An 18,743-nucleotide genomic window follows, 5' to 3' on the forward strand; every position below is an offset into this window, starting at 1 on the left:
AGCCGGATCGCGACAGACGAGATGTCCGTGGCACACTGGTTGCGATGTCGCCCGGCGTCCGCCCGCGAGGAGAGGACGTCGCTTGAATCACGAAGGGGGCAAACCGATTCCTGGGATCCCGAGGTGTCATCGATGGCACCGAACCATGCGGTCCCGCCGTCCGGGGGCGAAGGCTCCCCGCTCGGGCTTCCCAGGAGGAGGAGGCCAGGCGTACACCGGCGTGTCGCGTGCAGCCGGCGGCATTGCGATACACGGAGCGAGCTGCCGGGCGCTGTCGCTCCGCGCCCTGTCGTGCGCCCTGCGGGGCCATGCGACCGCGGCCCGGGCGGGAGCCGCGGCGCCGGAGGGACGCGTCAGCCTGCGCTGCCGGCCGCGGGCGAGCTCGATCCGAAGATGGCGACGGTGGCGCCGGCGAGGATGATCCCGGCGCCGGCGATCTCGGCGGCGGTGGGCAGGGCGTCGAGCCACAGGGCGCCGATGACGATCCCGCCCAGCGTCTCGCCGGGGGACACGAGCGCGACGATGGACGGGGACATGCGGCGCGCCGCGGCCTGCACCGCGGTGTGGCCGACGAGGGTGGGGACGAGCGCGAGCGCGACGATGGCGACGGCGGCGTGGGCCGGCGGCGGGGCGACGCCCTCGAGGGCGCCGGGCGCGGCGGGGAGCGCCGCGGCCAGGAAGACCGCGGCGCTCGCGTAGACGAGCGCGGCGTAGCTGCGCGCCGGCAGGGCGTCCCGGAGCGCCCGGGCGAAGGACACGTAGAGGCCGTAGAGGACGGTGGCGCCGACGACCATGAGGTCGCCCGAGAGCCGGTGATCGCCGGCGCCGGACGCGCTCGCGATGACGATCGCGCCGGCGGTGGCGAGGAGCACGCCGGCCTGCTCGGAGCGCGTGGGGCGGACACGGAAGAACGCCCACGCGCAGAGCACGACGGCGAGCGGCTCGAGCGAGATGAGCGAGAGCGCCGCGGCGAGGGAGGTGCGGTCGAGCCCCCAGAGGAAGAGCGCGAAGTGGACGGCGAGCAGCAGGCCCGCCGTCAGGACGGCGGCGCGCTGGCGCAGCGAGAGGCCGGCCGCGGAGCGGGCGATCCCGCGCAGGTCGAGCAGGGAGAGCGCGACCGCGGCGAGGGCGACCCGGCCGAAGGCGATGAAGAGCGGGTGGACCGGGCGCGCATACCGGGCGAGCGGGCCGCTCGAGGCGAAGGCGAGGCTGGCCAGGACGACGAAGAGCGCGGCGCTCCGGGCCGTGACGCGCTGCTTGGCCGTCATGCGATGCTGCTAGGTCAGGCGGCAGGGGAAGACAATCCGCGAGGCGCTCACCGGCCGCCGCGGCGGCGCGCCGCCACGCCGCCGCGCCGCGATCTCGGGTCGCAGCTCGACCCTCTCGGGCCGGCGGGAGCGACCGACGGGCGTCCGGGATCAGTTGGGCGGGGGCGGCGGCGGCGCGATGGCGACGAGGTTGAGCCCGCCCGGGTACTGGTAGCTCGTGTAGGAGCCGTAGCCGATCACCTGGATGCCGACGGGGGCCGAGGCGGTCAGCACGTGAGCGCCGTCGTTGCCCGGGCCGAGCCGGACGCGCGCGACGCCGAAGCCGGAGCCGTTGCCGATCGGGGTCGGCGCGACGTCGACGGCGGCGTCGTCGAGCGTGATCGTGGCGTCGATGGGCTGGATGATGTCGACGTAGCTCTCGTCGTAGTCGCTGGGCGCGAGGAAGATGTACTTGGTGCGGTACTGCTCGACCGCGGTGGCGTGGCTCTGCGAGGGGTCGCCCTTCTGGTCGGGAGCGTCGGTGTCGCGGTCGACGATCTCGGCGCCCAGCATGAACGTGCTGACCGCGAACTCGTGATCTCCCACGATCTCGAAATCGCTCCTCACGACGCTGAGGTCGACGACCTGGCCGGCGTCGATCGAGGTCGGCGCGCCGTCCGGCCGGCCGGAGGGGTAGGTCAGCGCCGTGCCGTCGACGTTGCCATAGAGGCGCACGATGTGGCCGAAGACCTTGCCGCCGGGCGAGGTCGGGACCGTGACGAAGTACCGCTTGCCCAGGGTCTCGGCCGGGAACACCGACTCCTCGATGTGGTCGCAGGCCTTGTAGCCGGCCGGCGCCTGCGTGCACGGCATGCCCGTCAGCACCTGGACGGGCTTCGTCGCGGTGACGAGGCTGCCGCTGAGATCGTTGTTCGGGTGTCCGAGGACCTCGACGACGTCGCCCTCGTCGAGCTCGACGGTGAAGTTGCCGCCGCCGGGCGTCGCAGGGATGCCGCCGCCCGCGATCACCGCGCCGCCCTGAGCGACGTTGACGGTGACGCTCGTGCCATCCTGGGTGCCCGTGATGACCATGTAGGCGCCCGATTCCGCTTGCCTCCAGCCCTGCTGGCCGGTGACGCGGTAGTTGCCGGTCATCGCGGTGCTCGGCAGGAGCAGAGAGGCGTCGTTGGTGAAGGAGAAGCAGCCGTAGGTCGCCCCGTCGCTAGGGCACCGATCGAGGCCAGGACAGGAGGACCAGTCCTTCCCCTCCGGGCCTCCAGCGCCCTTGTACTCGAGCGCGTTGAATTGATAGACGGTGACCGGCCTGGTCGAGACGAGGTGGTAGGCGCCGCCGTCCACGCGAACTGAGCTGAGGATCGAGTCACCCGAGGCGCACTTGGAGGCGTCGGGCCCCTTCAGCTCGGGGACCCAGGGGAGATAGATCTTGGTCAGGCTGTTGGGCTGGACCTCGGCGTGCGCCATCGCAGCGCCATCGCGCGTCACCTCGACCTCGGCCACCTCGTCGCCGGCGTTCGCGACGACGACCGCATAGTCGAAGATCGACCAGACGATGTTCGCGGTGACCGTGGGCCAGAAATCGCACCCGATATAGGACTTGTTCGCGGCGGCCTCCGCGCACGTCTTCGGGTCGCCCGTCAGCTCGGGGCCGGGGGCGTCACCGCCGCCGGTACCGGTGCCGATATCGTCACCGGTGCCGCTGGTGCCGGCGCTCGTCGAGCCGCCGTCGCCCGAGCCGCCGCCGGTGGTGGTGCTTCCAGGCCCAGGGGGGCCCGCGGACGACCCGCTGGCGGAGCACGCGGCCGCGGAGACGGCGCCCACCCACAGTCCTAGGCCGAGAAACAGAGAGTGCTTCGAGATCTGCATGGGCCCTCCCGTCAACGGACTTCGAGCACAGGGGCCTGTGCGACAGCCCGGCTGGCATGAGAATTACAATGGATTGCTGATTGCTGACGTAAACGGTCGGGCGCGTTCGCACCCCGAGACACGCGGTGTCTATCGATCCCGGCTACGCTTTTTTGAGCTTCGACGCAAGCACGTCAAACAAATCCACTGTAGTCGCCAATCATGGAGACAATGGAGTTCCAGAAGCTTTGGGACGTTGGGATACCCTGATCACGCCAGGGACGGTTCTCTGGGTGACGAGGTGTTAGCGAGCCGCCAGCAGCGGTCGCAGGAACTGCCCCGTGTACGAGGCCGGGACGTTCGCGACGTCCTCCGGCGTCCCCTCGGCGATGACCTGGCCGCCGCCGGCGCCGCCCTCGGGGCCGAGGTCGACCACCCAGTCGGCGCACTTGATGACGTCGAGGCTGTGCTCGATGACCACCACCGTGTTTCCCGCCTCGACCAGCCGGTGGAGCACGCCGAGGAGCTTGCGGATGTCCTCGAAATGCAGGCCCGTCGTGGGCTCGTCGAGCACGTAGAGCGTGCGCCCCGTCTGGCTCTTGCCGAGCTCGCGGCTCAGCTTCACGCGCTGCGCCTCGCCGCCGCTCATCGTCGGCGCGCTCTGGCCGATCTTCATGTATCCGAGGCCGACCTCGACCAGCGTGTCGAGGACCCGCCGCAGCGCCACGTGGTGCTCGAAGAGCCGCACGCAGTCCTCGATGCTGGTGTCCAGGATGTCGGCGACGCTCTTGCCCTTGTACCGCACCGCGAGCGTCTGCGCGCTGTACCGCTTGCCGGCGCACACCTCGCACGGGACGTAGACGTCGGCGAGGAAGTGCATCTCCACCTTCACCACGCCGTCACCGCTGCACGCCTCGCAGCGCCCGCCCTTCACGTTGAAGCTGAACCGCCCCGGACCATAGCCGCGCGTCCGCGACTCCGGCAGCTCGGCGAAGATCTCGCGGATCTGGTCGAACGCCTTCGTGTACGTCCCGGGGTTCGAGCGCGGGGTGCGGCCGATCGGCTTCTGGTCGATCGCGATCACCTTGTCGAGCGCCTGGAGCCCCTTGATCGCGCGGTGCGCGCCGACCGGCTCGGTGCTGTTGTGGAGCGCCCGGCCGAGCGCCGGCAGGAGGATGCCGTTCACCAGCGAGCTCTTGCCCGCGCCGCTCACCCCGGTCACCGCGAGCAGCACCCCGAGCGGGAACCGGACATCGATGCTCCTCAGGTTGTGCTCGGACGCGCCCAGGATCTCCAGCCACCCGCGCGGCGCGCGCCGCGCCTCGGGCACCTCGATGCGCGCGCGCCCCGCGAGGTACGCGCCCGTCAGGCTCTCCGGGTGACGCTCGATCTCCTCGGGCGTCCCCGCGGCCATCACCCGGCCGCCGAGGTGCCCCGCCCCGGGGCCGAAATCCACCACGTAATCGGCGGCCCGGATCGTCTCCTCGTCGTGCTCCACCACCAGCACCGTGTTGCCCAGATCCCTGAGGCGCCGCAGCGTCTCGATGAGGCGCTGGTTGTCCCGCTGGTGCAGGCCGATGCTCGGCTCGTCGAGCACGTACATCACCCCCGAGAGCTCGCTGCCGAGCTGGCTCGCCAGCCGGATGCGCTGCGCCTCGCCGCCGCTCAGCGTCGGCCCCGAACGATCGAGCGTCAGGTAGTCGAGGCCCACGTTCAGGAGAAAGTTGAGCCGGCTCGTGATCTCCCGCCGCACCCCCTCCGTGATCTTCTGCCGGTTGCCCGGGAGCTCCAGCCGGGCGAAATGGTCGAACGCGTCCTTGACCGTCATCGCGGTGACGTCGGCGATCCCCTTGTCCGCGACGCGCACCGAGAGCGACTCCGGGCGCATCCTCCTGGAGCCGCAGACGTCGCACGGCCGCTCGCTCATGAACTTGCGGTAAGCCTCCCGCGCCGACTCGGACGACGACTGCTGGAACCTGCGCATCAGGCTGGGAATCACGCCCTCGAACTTGATGCCCCAGGTGCCGTGGGTCTCGGTCCCCTCCTTTCCCCACGTCACCGCGATGCGCTTGCCCGAGAGGCCATGGAGCACCATCTCCTGCTTCTTCGCCCCGAGCTTGCGCCAGGGCACGTCGAGGTCGACGGAGCACGCCTTGGCCACGGCGTCGATGATGCGGAACGTCCAGCCCTCGCCGCGCGCCATGGCCGACGCCCAGGGGGCGATGGCGCCCTCCCGGAGCGACAGCGCGGGGTCCGGGATCACGAGGGCCGGATCGATCTCCAGGCGGGTGCCGAGGCCGTTGCAGGCGCCGCACATGCCGAGCGGGCTGTTGAACGAGAAGCTCTGCGGCGAGAGCTCGGGGAAGCTCTGGCCGCAGCAGGAGCGCGCGGCGCTGAACAGCAGCGGGGCGCCCGGACGCCGCCGCCGCGCGGCCGGCGCGTCGTCGGCCTGGACCTCGACCCGGAGCTCGCCGCGCCCCTCCTGGAGCGCGAGCTCGACCCCCTCGGTGATGCGCTGGCGCTCGTCCGCCCGCACGACCAGCCGGTCGACCACGAGCGCGATGGTGTGCTTGAGCTTCTTGTCGAGCCGCGGCGCCTCGTCGAGCCGGTGCTGCGCCCCGTCGATCTCGATCCGCACGAAGCCGCGGCCCCGGAGCTCCTCAAAGAGGTCCTTGAACTCCCCCTTCCGGTGCGTCACGAGCGGCGCGAACAGCACGAACTTCGTCCCCTCCGGCATGCCGAGGAGCTCGTCGACGATCTGCTCCGAGCTCTGCGCCTTCACCGGCTTGCCGCAGAGATGACAATGCTGCTCGCCGGCGCGCGCATAGAGCACGCGCAGGTAATCGTAGACCTCGGTGATGGTGCCGACCGTGGAGCGCGGGTTGCTCGACGCGCTCTTCTGCTCGATGGCAATGGTCGGCGACAGGCCGCGCAGGTGCTCGACCTGCGGGCGATCGAGCTGACCCAGGAACTGCCGGGCGTACGAGCTCAGCGTCTCGACGTAACGCCGCTGCCCCTCGGCGTAGAGCGTGTCGAACGCCAGGCTCGATTTGCCCGAGCCGCTCACCCCCGTGAACACCACGAGCTTCCGCTTCGGCACCTCCAGCCGATCGATGCGGAGGTTGTGCTCCCGCGACCCGAGCACCTCGATGAAATCCGGCTCGCGCGCCGCGTCGAGGAGCTTGAGCGCCGGCCGCGGCTCCGCCTGCCCGAGGTCGGGCGCGGCCGGCTCCGGGCGCGGCGCCCGCGACGCGCTGCCCTTTCCCGACCTGGCCGGCCCCGCGCTCCGGGAGGTGGAGACGATGGATTGCGGCGGTGTGGATCCGTTCGTTCGCGCGCCCATTGGATTGCTCACCGCCATTAACACGGTGGCGCGCTCTCCGGCACGCGATGTTCTATGGAAAAACAGGGAAGCCACGCGCAATGCGCGCGGCGGCCCATGTCAGGGAAGCGCGCAGCTCAGCGCCTGGCCGGGCCGCCGGGAGAAGCGCGCCAGCGCACGACAACGCAGGTGACGTTATCGGGGCCACCGTTCTCATTGGCGCGCTTGACGAGCCGCGACGTGATGTCGGCGAGGTCGGCGCTCTCGTCCAGGATACTTGCGATATCTTGCGCGGACACCACGCCGGACAGGCCGTCCGAGCAGAGCAGCAGGACATCCCCGCCCTCGACGGCGTCGATCCGCGTCTCCACCTCGACCGCCTCGTCGGTGCCGAGCGCGCGGGTGATCACGTGCTGGAGCGGGAACGAGCTGGCCTGCTCGGGGAGGAGGTGGCCGAGCCGGATGCACTCGTTGACCAGCGAGTGGTCCCGGGTGAGCTGCTCGAGGCGGTGATCGCGGAGGCGGTATACGCGGCTGTCGCCCACGTGCGCGACGGCGATGAAGCCGTCGCGCACGAGCGCGGCGGCGAACGTGGTGCCCATCCCCCGCTTCTCCCGGTCGCGCCGCGCCGCGGAGAAGATGCGGCCGTTCGCGAGCTGGATGCCCGCGACGAGCAGCGGGAGTCCCTGATCGATGTAGCGGGCCTCCGAGCCCCGCGTCGTGGCCGGCCCCACGCTGACCGCGACAGGCCAGGTGGAGTCCGGATCGTCGAAGAAATCACGCACGGTGTCGATCGCCATCCGCGAGGCGACCTCCCCGGCGGCGCGGCCTCCCATGCCGTCGGCCACGAGGAACAGCCCCCGCGGCTCGAGGATCGCGAAGCTGTCCTCGTTCGTCTCCCGGACCATGCCAGGGTGGGTGATCCCGGCGGCTTCAAAAACGAGGTGACGCTGCACGGCGCTACCCTCCAGCTTGCTCTCAGGCACGCGCTGCCGAACTGCCGAACGACGGGCGCGCATCCGCCGTCATCCGCGCCCTTCCGGCGGCTGGATCGAACCGATCGCGCGACACAGGACGCATCGTCTGCTCATCTGGCTGCCCGCTTCAACTGCTCTCATGAAGCCTACGCGGCAAGGATCGGTCGCGTCCACCAGATCAGGCCTCGGGCCGCGCCCGCCCGCGGCTGTCCGCGCGGGGCTCGACTGTCCCGTGCGCTGCGCGCGCGTTGCCGTTCCGTTTCCAACGTCTCGCGCTGCGGCGGACTCGGGGCGGAGCCGCGCGGGGCCTGCGGGGGCGACCCGGCACGCGCCGCCCCGAGGCCGCGGCGGGCGCATCAAGGGACCGCGAACCGATCCGCGCCGCCGCCGGAGCACGCGCTGAGCGCGAAGCCGAACCGGTCCTCGCTGCCCTCCTGCATGATGCGCTCGAGGTTGCGGCAGGCGTGACGGAAGACGCCCTGGAGAGCGTAGCGATCCTTGCTGTCCACGACGACGACGACGCCGGTGAGGGTGACCTCGAGGCGGTAGGTGACGGGATCGCCTTCGATGGTGTACCGCGTCGTCGTGAACTCGGACGGCTCGCGGTTCCTGTACGCCTGCCAGATGCACTCGCGCGCCGCGCCGTTGTAGCCGTTACCGTGCTTGACGACCTCGGTGCCGCACTGCTTGAGCGGCGGCGTCGACGGCCCGCTCTGCACCTTTTCGGGCGCGGACGAGCAGGAGGCGGCGAGCAGGGTCAGCGCGAGGGCAGCGAGCGATCGGCCTGGCGAGCGAGGCATGGCGACTTCTTACCTAACGCGATCCACGGAAAAGAGATTCTTTTTTTCGGACGGACGGGGCGAACCGGCGGCGCGGGGCTGTATCGCCGGTATTTCGCGGGGCGGCCTTCTTCCGGGTGGACTTTTCGGGCGGTGGCTCGAGCGCGGCGGAGAGAGCGCCGAGATCCTGGAGGCTGGCGACGAGCGCGCGCAGGTAGTGCGCCGAGAGCCGCTCGGCGGCGCAGAGGGCCCGGGAGGCGAGGACCTGGGCGTTGTAGGGGCCGGCGTCCTCGGGCACGTTGTCGGCCGCGCGGGCGACGGCGAGCGTCGCGCGGGCGCTCACCAGCGACTCGTGGAACAGCGCCGTGGACAGGGCGTTGCTGAGCGCCTGGGCCTGCCGCTTCACCCGGCGCTCGACGACGTCGCCGTCGCACGGGAGCGCGGCGAGATCGCGCGCGAGCGGCTCGGGCAGGCGCATGTCGCGCGCGGCGGCCTCGCCGCGGAGGCGCGCGAGCGAGGGCACGGCGGTCGTCTGCCGCCCGGCGGCGAGCGCGCGCAGGCGGCGGCGCGCGGCCCTCACGACGGCGGGGAGCTCGCCGAGCGAGAGCGCCGCGGCGAGCTCCCCGCCGTCGGGGACGCCGGCGTCGGCGAGGGCGCGGAGCTGGGCCTCGGCGTCGGCGCGCGCGCGGTGGAAGGCGGCCTCGAGCGCCGTGAGCCGCGCAGAGGCGCGGGCGTCGAGGCGCGCGCGGGCGCCGCCGTCGAGGGCGCGGGCGCGCTCGAGGAGCGCCTCGACGAAGCGGTAGCTGGCCGGATCGAAGCGGTGGGCGCCGGCGGCGCGGAGGGCCGCGAGGCGCGCGGCGGCGGCGGCGGCGGAGGCGGGCGACCCGGGTTGAGGGGCCGCGGCGGCGGGCGACCCGGGTTGAGGGGCCGCGGCGGGCGACCCGGGTTGAGGGGCCGCGGCGGGCGACCCGGGTTGAGGGGCCGCGGCGGCGGACGACCCGGGTTGGGATTGAAGATGAAGTCGCCGCTGACGCTCCTCGGGATCCACCGTGGGAGAAAAATTCAACGTGGACGCCATCAGGGCGCGCCACGCCGCGGGATGGGCGAGATCTCCACGCGACGGTTCTTCGCCCGGTTCTCGCTTGTGTCGTTGGGCGCCACCGGGTGCCGCTCACCGAAACCGGCCGCGAACAGCGCCGTGTCGGGAACGCCGCCCGCAGCGAGCGCGCGCGTCACCGTGAGCGCGCGCTGCGCCGAGAGCTCCCAGTTGTCGGCATAGCCACGGGACGAGCTCGTAAGGGGCCGGTCGTCCGTGAAGCCGCTCACCATGATGAGCTCGTCATGGTGGGCCAGGTACGCCTTGAGCGGATCAGCCAGGGCGCGGAGCAGCGCGATGCCCTCCGGTTGAAGCTCGGCCGAGTTGAGCTCGAACAGGATGCTCCCGCGGATCCCGATGCGCCCCTCCGTCAGCGTGATCCTGCCCTCGGCCAGCGGTCCGGCCAGGGCGCGCTCGAGCGTCTCCAGGCGCGCCCGCTCCGTTGCGCGGGTGGCACGCTCGGCGGCCAGATCGCGGGCCAGGTCGACCTGGAACGAGATCGCCCAGACGAAGAAGAGCACGAAGAGGCCGAAGAGGCAGGCCATGAGGTCGCCGAAGACCGGCCACACCGCCGCCTGCTCGGGCGCCTCGTCCTCGGCCGGCATCAGGGACATCGCTCAGCTCTCGCGGCGGGCGCCAGGGCGGATACCGGCGCGCTCTCACGGCAATCCGTGGAGCGGACGACCTCGGGGCGCGAGGCGCCAGGAGCAGACGGAGGCGAGGAGCGGCGCATCAGCTCGTCCTGCTCCTCAGCGCCCGCAGCTCCGAGAAGAGCTCGCGCTGGAACTGCAGCGAGTGGTCGAAGACCTCGCGGGTCTGGTCGAGGTAGGCGCCGAGGAGGTCCGTCGCCTCGCCGTGCTCACGTCGCTCGATCGCGTCCTCGATCGCGCCGAGGCTGTTCAGCCAGCGATCGCTGGCGTCGCGGTAACGGTCGACCGCGACGGTGAACATCTCGGCCACGGCCGTCATCTCGGCGCCGCCGGCGCGCACGAGCTCCGACGCCTCGCGCGCCACCGCCGCGGTCGCCTCGAGGCTCTCCCCGAGGCCGCGGGCGTGAGCGCTGAGCCGCTCGGCCAGCCCGTCGGCCGCCTCCCGCCGCGCGCCGTCGAGCCGCTCCTCGAACGCCAGGAGCCGCGCCGCCTGCTCCGCCAGATGCGCCCGCGCCGCCTCGCCCAGCGCCGCCACGCGCGCCTCGGCCCGCTCCTCGCGCTCCGCCACGCCCCGCTCCGCCGCCTCCGCCAGCGCCGCCACCCGCTCGGCCTGCTCCCGCGCGCTGCCCGACATCCCCGCCGTCGCCTCCGACAGCTTCTCCAGCAGCGCGTCCAGCCGCGCGTCCCGCTCGGCGTCCGCCTCCGCCCGCGCCGACAGCCGCTCCGATGCCTCCCCGATCAGCCGCGCCGCCGCCTCCGGCGCCGCCTGCGCCGCGCGCGCCGCCTCCGTCAGCGGCCCCGACAGCGCCTCGCCCAGCGCCCTCAGGTGCGCCGCGCGCGCCGCGTCCTGCTCCGCCTGCCGCGACGCCGCTTCCGCCGCGCGCGCCGCCTGCGCCTGCTCCAGCCGCTCGATCGCCTCCCCCACCACCCCGGCCAACCGCTCCGCCTGACCCTCCAGCCGCGACGACGACTCGGTCTCGAGGTCGCGCCGGCGCGCCGCAGCCTCCCGGTCGAGCCGCTCGAAGCGCTTCGCCGCGCCCTCCTCCATCCGCTCCAGCCGCGACGCGACGCCCCCTTCCGTCCGCTCCAGCCGCGACACGACGCCCTCTTCCATCCGCTCCAGCCGCTCGCCCAGGCCGCCGGCGTGGGCGCTGAGCCGCTCGGCCAGCCCCTCGGCCGCCTCCCGCCGCGCGCCGTCGAGCCGCTCCTCGAACGCCAGGAGCCGCGCCGCCTGCTCCGCCAGGAGCGCCCGCGCCGCCTCGCCCAGCGCCGCCACACGCGCCTCGGCCCGCTCCTCGCGCTCCGCCGCCACCCGCTCCGCCGACTCCGCCAGCGCCGCCACCCGCTCGGCCTGCTCCCGCGCGCTGCCCGACATCCCCGCCGTCGCCTCCGACAGCTTCTCCAGCAGCGCGTCCAGCCGCGCGTCCCGCTCGGCGTCCGCCTCCGCCCGCGCCGACAGCCGCTCCGACGCCTCCCCGATCAGCCGCGCCGCCGCCTCCGGCGCCGCCTGCGCCGCGCGCGCCGCCTCCGTCAGCGGCCCCGACAGCGCCTCGCCCAGCGCCCTCAGGTGCGCCGCGCGCGCCGCGTCCTGCTCCGCCTGCCGCGACGCCGCTTCCGCGCCGCGCGCCGCCTGCGCCTGCTCCAGCCGCTCGATCGCCTCCCCCACCACCCCGGCCAACCGCTCCGCCTGGCCCTCCAGCCGCGACGACGACTCGGTCTCGAGCTCGCGCCGGCGCGCCGCCGCCTCCCGGTCGAGCCGCTCGAAGCGCTTCGCCGCGCCCTCCTCCATCCGCTCCAGCCGCGACGCGACGCCCCCTTCCGTCCGCTCCAGCCGCGACACGACGCCCTCTTCCATCCGCTCCAGCCGCTCGCCCAGGCCGCCGGCGTGGGCGCTGAGCCGCTCGGCCAGCCCCTCGGCCGCCTCCCGCCGCGCGCCGTCGAGCCGCTCCTCGAACGCCAGGAGCCGCGCCGCCTGCTCCGCCAGGAGCGCCCGCGCCGCCTCGCCCAGCGCCGCCGCCCGCGCCTCGGCCCGCTCCTCGCGCTCCGCCGCGCCCCGCTCCGCCGACTCCGCCAGCGCCGCCACCCGCTCGGCCTGCTCCCGCGCGCTGCCCGACATCCCCGCCGTCGCCTCCGACAGCTTCTCCAGCAGCGCGTCCAGCCGCGCGTCCCGCTCGGCGTCCGCCCCCGCCCGCGCCGACAGCCGCTCCGACGCCTCCTCGATCAGCCGCGCCGCCGCCTCCGGCGCCGCCTGCGCCGCGCGCGCCGCCTCCGTCAGCGGCCCCGACAGCGCCTCGCCCAGCGCCCTCAGGTGCGCCGCGCGCGCCGCGTCCTGCTCCGCCTGCCGCGACGCCGCTTCGGCGCCGCGCGTCGCCTGCGCCTGCTCCAGCCGCTCGATCGCCTCCCCCACCACCCCGGCCAACCGCTCCGCCTGACCCTCCAGACGCGACGCCGACGCGGCGTCCGCCTCCCGCCGCGCGCGCGACTCCTCGTCGAGGCGCCGCTCGACCGCCTGCAACGCGCCGCCCGCGACCGCGCCGGCGCGCTCCACCGCCTCGACCAGGATTGGCCTCACCACGCCGGCCGCGACGTCGGCTGTCTGCCGGAGGCCCGCCGCGATGTCACCGCGGATCTCGGCCGCGGCCGCCGTGAACGAGGCGGCGGCCTGGCGCGCCCCCTCGACCTGGACGGCCACGAGCCGCTCCTCGAGGCGCTCGAGCCGGGAGGTGGCCTCGCGCAGCGACGCCGCCGCGGCGGGGAGCGCCTCGCCTTGCCGCGCGAGCGCTTCCAGCGCCGCGAGCTGTCGCCCCGCGACCGTCAGCGCCGCGAGCGGGCCCGCCGCATAGGCCTGGAGCGCGGCCACGGCCGCCGCCTCGGCGCGGCGCGCGAGCACGACGCCGAGCCCCAGCGCCCCCGACGCCGACACGCCCGCCGCCGAGGTGCCGAACGCGCGCGACAGGCCCTGCAGCGGCGCGGCCAGGCTCCCCCGCAGCGCGTCGACGTCGGCGCTCAGGGTCAACGCCTCGCGCGCCCCTTGCAGCGTCTCGAACAGGCCCAGGAACGTGCCGAGCAGCCCGATCATCACGAGCAGCCCGACGAGGTACGACGCGAACGTCGCGCCGGCCGGAGCCAGCGCCGCGCCGGCGACCCGCGCCTCGAGCATCGACCGGAGCGGCGCGCTGGTCTGCTCGATCGCCGCCCGCGTCGCCGGCCGCGGCAGCGCGGCGAGCTCGCGCTCGATCCGGGCGGCCCGACCCGCGCGCACGAACAGCTCGAGGGTGCCGAGCGCGAGCCCGAGCGCGATCAGCTGCACCAGGCGGTACGCGAGCGGATCCGACCCGCGGTAGGCGAGCGCCGCCCGCCCCACCAGGGCGAGACCGACCCCCCCGGTGAGGAGCACCAGGAGCCGCGTCGTCCACTGCCGCGCCGTCGCGAGCCGCATCGTGAAGCCCCTCACGGGCTACGCGGGCGCGCCCGCCGCCGCTGCCCCGTCGACCAGCGCGAGCAGCCGGCCCGCCTCGTGCGCGAGCACCGCCTGGACCACGAGCTCCATGCGCTGGAGCTCCCGGCCGAGCCACTGCTCCCGCGCGAACCAGCCCGCCACGTGCTCGATCTCGACCGCCTCCGGCAGCGCGCCCACGGCCGCGCGGAAGCCCCGCGCGAAGGCGCGGGCGAGCCCGGGGACGAGCTCGGCAAGGGCGCGCTCGCGCCGCTTCTGGGTGGCGGCGGCGATCACCGCGTCGAACCGCTCGAGCCGCGCTGCGTCCGGGCCGAGCGCCCGCAGCGACGGCGCGAGCTCCTCGCGCAGCGTGCGCGTCTCGAGCCGGATGCGGCCGAGGACGCGGCCCGTGAGCTCGCCGAACGGCTCCCAGAGCTGGCCGACCGCGGACGCGAGCGGGCGTCCGCCGCGCGCCGCCCGCTCGTGCGCGGCGCGCGCGGACAGCACCCCGGTCAGCTCCAGCGTCGCGAGCACCGCCGCCGCGTCGGGCAGCTTGTTCCGCCGGTGGAACGGCGTGGCGAACACGTGGTCGAGCGCCGCCGCGAGCTCACCGAGGCGATCCGCGGCGAGCGCCCGGACCTCGGCGCGCGCGCCTTCGGCCGCCGGCGGGGGCGGCGCGGCGGGGCGGTCGAGGAGCGAGAGCTCGCGCGCCAGCGAGACGCTGCCGTGCAGATCCATGAGCCCGGCGAGGACCGCCGCAGGATCGGAGAGCTCCGCGAGCGGCGCGCGCGTCCCCTCCTCCACCAGCGCCGAGACAGCGGCGGCGAGGGGGCGCGAGGTCAAAGGCCCGGGCCGCGAGGACCCGGCTCCGGGGTGAAGCATTCGCACGGCCGGGCGTTGTTAGCCGTCGCGGCGCGGAGCCGCAAGCCTGTCCGTCGGGCCGCACGCCCGTCACGCCTCGCGCCTTGCACCCATCACGCCTCGCGCCCGTCGCGCCTCATCGGCTCGCCGGCGCCGGCGCGTTCGTGGCCCACAGCGCGAAGGAGAGCTGGTCGGCCCCCTTCGCGACGGCCGCCTTGATGAGGTCCGCGCCGCCGTGCCCGGCGTTCCGCTCGATGCGGAGCAGGACCCGGCCGCCCGAGCTCGCCGCCTGGAGCGTTGCGGCGAACTTGCGCGCGTGCATCGGATCGACCCGATCGTCGCTGTCGGCCGACAGCAGGAGGACCTCCGGGTACCTCGTTCCCGGCTTGATGTGGTGATAGGGCGAGTAGGCGTAGAGCGCCTTGAGCTGCTCCGGATCGTCGGCGGACCCATACTCGCTGATCCACGTCTTGCCGGACCCGAACAGGTGGTATCGCACCATGTCGAGCAGGGGGACGCCGCAGAGGACGGCCCCGAACAGATCTGGCCGCTGGGTGAGCGCGGCGCCGACGAGCAGGCCGCCGTTCGAGCCGCCCTGGATGGCCAGCCGCGCCGGCTGCGTATATCCCTCGCGGACCAGGTGCTCCGCGGCGGCGATGAAGTCGTCGAAGACGTTCTGCTTCTTCAGCAGCATCCCGTCCCGGTGCCACGCCTCGCCGTACTCGCCGCCGCCGCGCAGGTTCGCCACCGCATACACGCCGCCCCGCTCGAGCCACGGATACATCGAGGCGGTGAACGAGGGGGTCTGCGACATCTGGAACCCTCCGTAGCCGTAGAGCAGCGCGCGCGAGCTCCCGTCCTTCTTCATGTCCTTGCGACGGACGATGAACATCGAGATCTTCGTGCCGTCCTTGGACGGGAAGAAGGTCTGCTCGACGGTGAACGGCGACGGGTCGACAGGCACCTCGATGCGCGCGTAGAGCGCGGTCTGGCCCGTCTTGATCGAGGTCGCGTGGATCTCCGGGGGCGAGGTGAAGGACTCGAACGAGAAATAGGCCTCGTCCTCGTCGGGCAGCCCGGACGGGCCGCCCACGGTGCCGATGCCGGGCAGCGGGACCTCGCGGACCCGCTTGCCGTCGAGCGAGCGCACCTCGACCCGGCTGGAGGCGTCCTTGAGGTAGCCCAGCGCGAGGTGCCCACCCAGGATGGAGAAGCTGTCCAGGATGGCGTCAGGGCGCTCCGGGACGATCTCCTTCCACGCGGCGCGCTCCGGCCGGGCCGGGTCGACCTCGAAGAGGCGGTAATGGGGCGCGCCCTCGTCGGTGTGGACGTAGAACCGGTCCTTGTAGACCTCGACGCTGTAGTGAGCGTCGCGCCCGACGGCGAGCGGCTTGTCCACGGCCTGCCCGCCCGGCCTGCGGAGATCGCGAAAGTAGACGTCGGTCGAGGTCCACCCGTGGGCGACGGTGAGCACGAGGAAGCGGCCATCCTTGGACAGGGCCGCGCCGAGGAAGGTCTTCGGATCGCCCGTCCTGCCGCGCACCACGCGATCCTGCTTCGGATCCTGGCCGAGCCGGTGGAAGCGCACCTCGGCGTAGCCGGGCCGATCGGCGACCGGGATCGACGGGTCGGTGGGGAGCCAGACGTAGTAGAAGCCGTCGCCGGAGGGCGTCCACGACGCGTACGCGTACTTGCCCCCTTCGATGACGTCCACCTCGGAGCGCTTGCCGGACGCGACATCCATCACATGGAGGGTCGCTTCATCCGAGTTGTTCTTCTGGATCTTGTAGGCGACGTTCTTGCCATCCCACGAGACTTCCCACCCGCCCAGCGAGACGCTGCCGTCGTCAGACCAGCTGTTCGGGTCGAGCAGCGGGCGCTCCTCGCCGCTCTTTCCTTCCTTCCAGTAGACAATCGACTTCTCTTTCGTCGCGTGCCTCCGGCTCAGGAAGTATCGGCCCCGGCGGTGGCGCGGCGCGGAGACCGTGTCGATGTAGAAGAGCTGCTTGAGCCTTGACGCGATCGCGTCCCGCTCGGGGAGCCGCGCGAGCTCGGCGCGCGTGAACGCGTCCTGAGCCTGCATCCACTCCTTCACCTCCGGCGCGTCGCCGTCCTCGAGCCAGCGGTACGGATCGGTGATCTCGACTCCATGGACGGCGTACTTCACCGGAACGGCGCGGGTGGGCGGGTACGCGGGGCGGCCAGGGGCGGCGGGCGTCGGCGCGGCGCTGGCCGCAGCGGGAGGCAGTGAGGAGCTTGCGGTCATGGTGGGACCCGATCGGTGTGCCTCGGAGCCTCCGCAGGCGCCAGCGAGAAGCGCCGTGAGGAGCAGGCAGGGGGAGGCCTTCATGGTGCGACAAGCATACCGTGCCCCGGTCGACAGGGGGCAGGCGAGTTCGCGGCGTGCTCGGTCGAACGCGCTTCTCATGCGCGACGAGGCTCTGGTATGAACCGTGGGATGCTGCCAGCCATGGGCCGGGAGGTCATGTGGCACACCCGGAATCTCCGAACCTTGTCGACGTCCATCATCGGGTGGTGGGGTCATTTGAACATGAAGGCGGGAAGGCGGGAAGAAAATCATCAATGATTTTCCCATCTTCCCGCCTTCATGGGACATCTCGACGCCCTCCAGGAGGATTCCAGTGGCGCTAAACGACGTGCAGCACTTCTTCGTGCTCATGCTCGAAAATCGATCGTTCGACCACATCTTCGGTCTCTCTGGCATCTCGGGCATCAGCGCGACTACCGGGCAGAGGGTCGGCGTCGACGGGCTCATCGGCAAGACGTTCTTTGTCAAGAACAGGTCGGGCGAGCTGGTTCAGATCGACAAGAACATCAACCGCGCCCTGAACCGCCTGACGCGCGATATCCCCCATGAGCTCGGGGACGTGAAGCGGCAGCTCTGTGGGCCGAGCCATCATGGGCCCTACTCCGATCGGAACATCACGATGGACGGCTTCATCGCGGACCGAGACGGCACAGACCCGACCATGGAGGATGCCGTTCGTTGCGTCGGGCCAGGTCACCTCCGGGTGCTGACCTCGCTTGCCAAGGAGTTCGTCATCTGCGACCGCTGGTTCAGCTCCATGCCGGGGCCGACGTTTCCGAACCGCATGTTCGCCCATGCAGCCACGTCGGGTGGAATCGCCGACAGCCCGAGCCATGGGCAAATCGCGCTGCGCACCATCGACGGCTACGACTTCAGAAACGGCCACATTTTCGGTCGGCTCCGTCAGAAGCGCATCCCGTGGGCCATCTTCGTGCATGATCGCGTCGAGAACATGAGCGTCCTCCTCGATGGCATCTCCGCGTTCGGAGCCGAGATGAAGGAGTTCTCGCAGTTCGCGTGGGAGCTGCAGAAGAGGCCGTTCCTGCCGCGGTATGTCTTCATCGAGCCGCGCTACGACGCCATCTTGAGCGACTTTTCCCGAGGGAACTCGATGCACCCCATCAGCGATATGATGAACGCCGAGGCCCTCGTGAAGAACGTCTATGAAGCGATCCGGGCGTCGCCGCACGTATGGCAGCGCAGCGCGCTCATCGTCGTCTTCGACGAGCACGGCGGGTTCTTCGACCATGTCCCGCCGCCCGCGGCGCCGGCGCCGGAGGATGGCTCCGCGAACGGCGCGTTCGACTTCAAGCGTCTGGGACCGCGAGTGCCGGCCGTGATCATCTCTCCGCTCATCCCCAAGAATCGCGTCGATAGCACGGTCTATGATCACACGTCGATCCTGAAGACCATCGCGCTGCGCTTCGGACTGGCGCACCTGACGAAACGGGACGCGAGCGCCAATGCGCTGGAGCACCTCTTCACCTTGAGCTCCGCACGACGCGACACACCGGAGACGCTGCCGGATCCGCTGGCTCCTCGTCCGCGGAGCCGCTCCGTCCCCGAGATCGCCGTCGGCGCCCGGCACCTCGGAGCACCCGTCGGACCGTTCGTGCTCGCAGCAGCGGCGGTGAACGCAGAGCTCAAGGGTCCGGACGCGTGGGATTCGATCAAGGACGAAGTGCGCTCGCTCGATGGGCGATCCCAGGACGAGGTCGCCGACTACGTCACACGAGTGAGGAGCGACGCGTCGATCACCGTGGGAGCGACGGCGCCTCGCGCGACGCCGATCCGCGGCGTTGACTTCGGGGGCATGGGCGACGTGAGCATGTTCGCGGCCCGGATCGAGGGCTTCACGCCGCGCGACGAGGTCGAGGAACGCCATGCAGAGGCGTGGCGCCTCGGGATCAGCCAGGCGGAGCTCCGCGCGATAGAAGCGCTCCGGGGAGAGGGCGAGCAAGGCAGGCACGAAGACGGCACCCGAGTCGCCCAGGCAGATGGCGATCAAGGTACCAGCGAAGCCCGTGAAGAGGTCGGCTGAGGATCGCACGTGACATGACGGTAGGTGCGCCCGGCGACCCGGCGTGTGGGTGCGCCGGACCGGTACGCGGAGGCAAGGCGCGACCGCGCGCGGCCGCGCCCGTCTGCGATGAACCGCCAGATTGCGATGCCGGGGCCCCCGT

General features: G+C 72.6%; 11 protein-coding genes. 1 reads left to right on the forward strand and 10 read right to left on the reverse strand.

Annotated elements, in window-relative coordinates; genetic code table 11:
- Positions 1 to 353: 353 nt before the first annotated feature.
- The 10 genes from WMF36_RS42180 to WMF36_RS42225 form a co-directional block, all read right to left on the reverse strand.
- Positions 354 to 1,268, reverse strand: coding sequence for a DMT family transporter (locus WMF36_RS42180; RefSeq protein WP_437576504.1), 915 nt, complete (start codon positions 1,266 to 1,268; stop codon positions 354 to 356).
- A 150-nt stretch (positions 1,269 to 1,418) separates the two neighbouring features.
- Entirely contained in the window at positions 1,419 to 3,086 is a 1,668-nt protein-coding gene (locus WMF36_RS42185) for an IgGFc-binding protein (protein ID WP_437576505.1), read from the reverse strand.
- A 328-nt stretch (positions 3,087 to 3,414) separates the two neighbouring features.
- Positions 3,415 to 6,453: an excinuclease ABC subunit UvrA gene (gene uvrA / locus WMF36_RS42190; RefSeq protein ID WP_437576506.1), complete on the reverse strand. Its 3,039-nt coding sequence runs from the start codon at positions 6,451 to 6,453 to the stop codon at positions 3,415 to 3,417.
- Positions 6,454 to 6,569: 116 nt separating this feature from the next.
- Positions 6,570 to 7,388, reverse strand: a complete 819-nt coding sequence (locus WMF36_RS42195; RefSeq protein ID WP_437576507.1) for a Stp1/IreP family PP2C-type Ser/Thr phosphatase — start codon at positions 7,386 to 7,388, stop codon at positions 6,570 to 6,572.
- Positions 7,389 to 7,765: 377 nt separating this feature from the next.
- Positions 7,766 to 8,209, reverse strand: a complete 444-nt coding sequence (locus WMF36_RS42200) for a hypothetical protein (protein WP_437576508.1) — start codon at positions 8,207 to 8,209, stop codon at positions 7,766 to 7,768.
- Positions 8,210 to 8,222: 13 nt separating this feature from the next.
- Complete coding sequence (locus tag WMF36_RS42205) at positions 8,223 to 9,266, reverse strand: DUF2894 domain-containing protein (protein WP_437576509.1); 1,044 nt, start codon at positions 9,264 to 9,266, stop codon at positions 8,223 to 8,225.
- Positions 9,266 to 9,898 carry an OmpA family protein gene (locus WMF36_RS42210; RefSeq protein ID WP_437483435.1) on the reverse strand — a complete coding sequence of 211 codons (633 nt, stop codon included), beginning with the start codon at positions 9,896 to 9,898 and terminating at the stop codon, positions 9,266 to 9,268. The genes WMF36_RS42205 and WMF36_RS42210 overlap by 1 nt, the downstream gene beginning before the upstream one ends.
- Before the next feature lie 118 nt (positions 9,899 to 10,016).
- The gene (locus WMF36_RS42215) at positions 10,017 to 13,373 is read right to left on the reverse strand and encodes a hypothetical protein (protein WP_437576510.1); all 3,357 of its coding nucleotides are present in this window, start codon (positions 13,371 to 13,373) and stop codon (positions 10,017 to 10,019) included.
- A gap of 18 nt (positions 13,374 to 13,391) precedes the next feature.
- Entirely contained in the window at positions 13,392 to 14,213 is an 822-nt protein-coding gene (locus tag WMF36_RS42220) for a hypothetical protein (protein ID WP_437576511.1), read from the reverse strand.
- Positions 14,214 to 14,367: 154 nt separating this feature from the next.
- On the reverse strand, positions 14,368 to 16,497 hold the full coding sequence (locus tag WMF36_RS42225; protein WP_437576512.1) for a prolyl oligopeptidase family serine peptidase: 2,130 nt from the start codon (positions 16,495 to 16,497) through the stop codon (positions 14,368 to 14,370).
- Between the two features lie 376 nt (positions 16,498 to 16,873).
- Between WMF36_RS42225 and WMF36_RS42230 the strand changes: the two genes are divergently transcribed.
- Positions 16,874 to 18,601, forward strand: a complete 1,728-nt coding sequence (locus WMF36_RS42230) for an alkaline phosphatase family protein (protein ID WP_437576513.1) — start codon at positions 16,874 to 16,876, stop codon at positions 18,599 to 18,601.
- Positions 18,602 to 18,743: the final 142 nt, after the last annotated feature.

This window comes from Sorangium sp. So ce887, assembly GCF_051521455.1.
Taxonomy (GTDB): Bacteria; Myxococcota_A; Polyangia; order Polyangiales; family Polyangiaceae; genus Sorangium.

Bases quoted from the DNA above. Each gene is read 5' to 3' on its own strand.
- WMF36_RS42215 (WP_437576510.1), bottom strand. From the start codon at position 13,373: ATGCGGCTCGCGACGGCGCGGCAGTGGACGACGCGGCTCCTGGTGCTC.
- WMF36_RS42205 (WP_437576509.1), bottom strand. From the start codon at position 9,266: ATGGCGTCCACGTTGAATTTTTCTCCCACGGTGGATCCCGAGGAGCGT.
- WMF36_RS42210 (WP_437483435.1), bottom strand. From the start codon at position 9,898: ATGTCCCTGATGCCGGCCGAGGACGAGGCGCCCGAGCAGGCGGCGGTG.
- WMF36_RS42225 (WP_437576512.1), bottom strand. From the start codon at position 16,497: ATGACCGCAAGCTCCTCACTGCCTCCCGCTGCGGCCAGCGCCGCGCCG.
- WMF36_RS42200 (WP_437576508.1), bottom strand. From the start codon at position 8,209: ATGCCTCGCTCGCCAGGCCGATCGCTCGCTGCCCTCGCGCTGACCCTG.
- WMF36_RS42180 (WP_437576504.1), bottom strand. From the start codon at position 1,268: ATGACGGCCAAGCAGCGCGTCACGGCCCGGAGCGCCGCGCTCTTCGTC.
- uvrA (WP_437576506.1), bottom strand. From the start codon at position 6,453: ATGGGCGCGCGAACGAACGGATCCACACCGCCGCAATCCATCGTCTCC.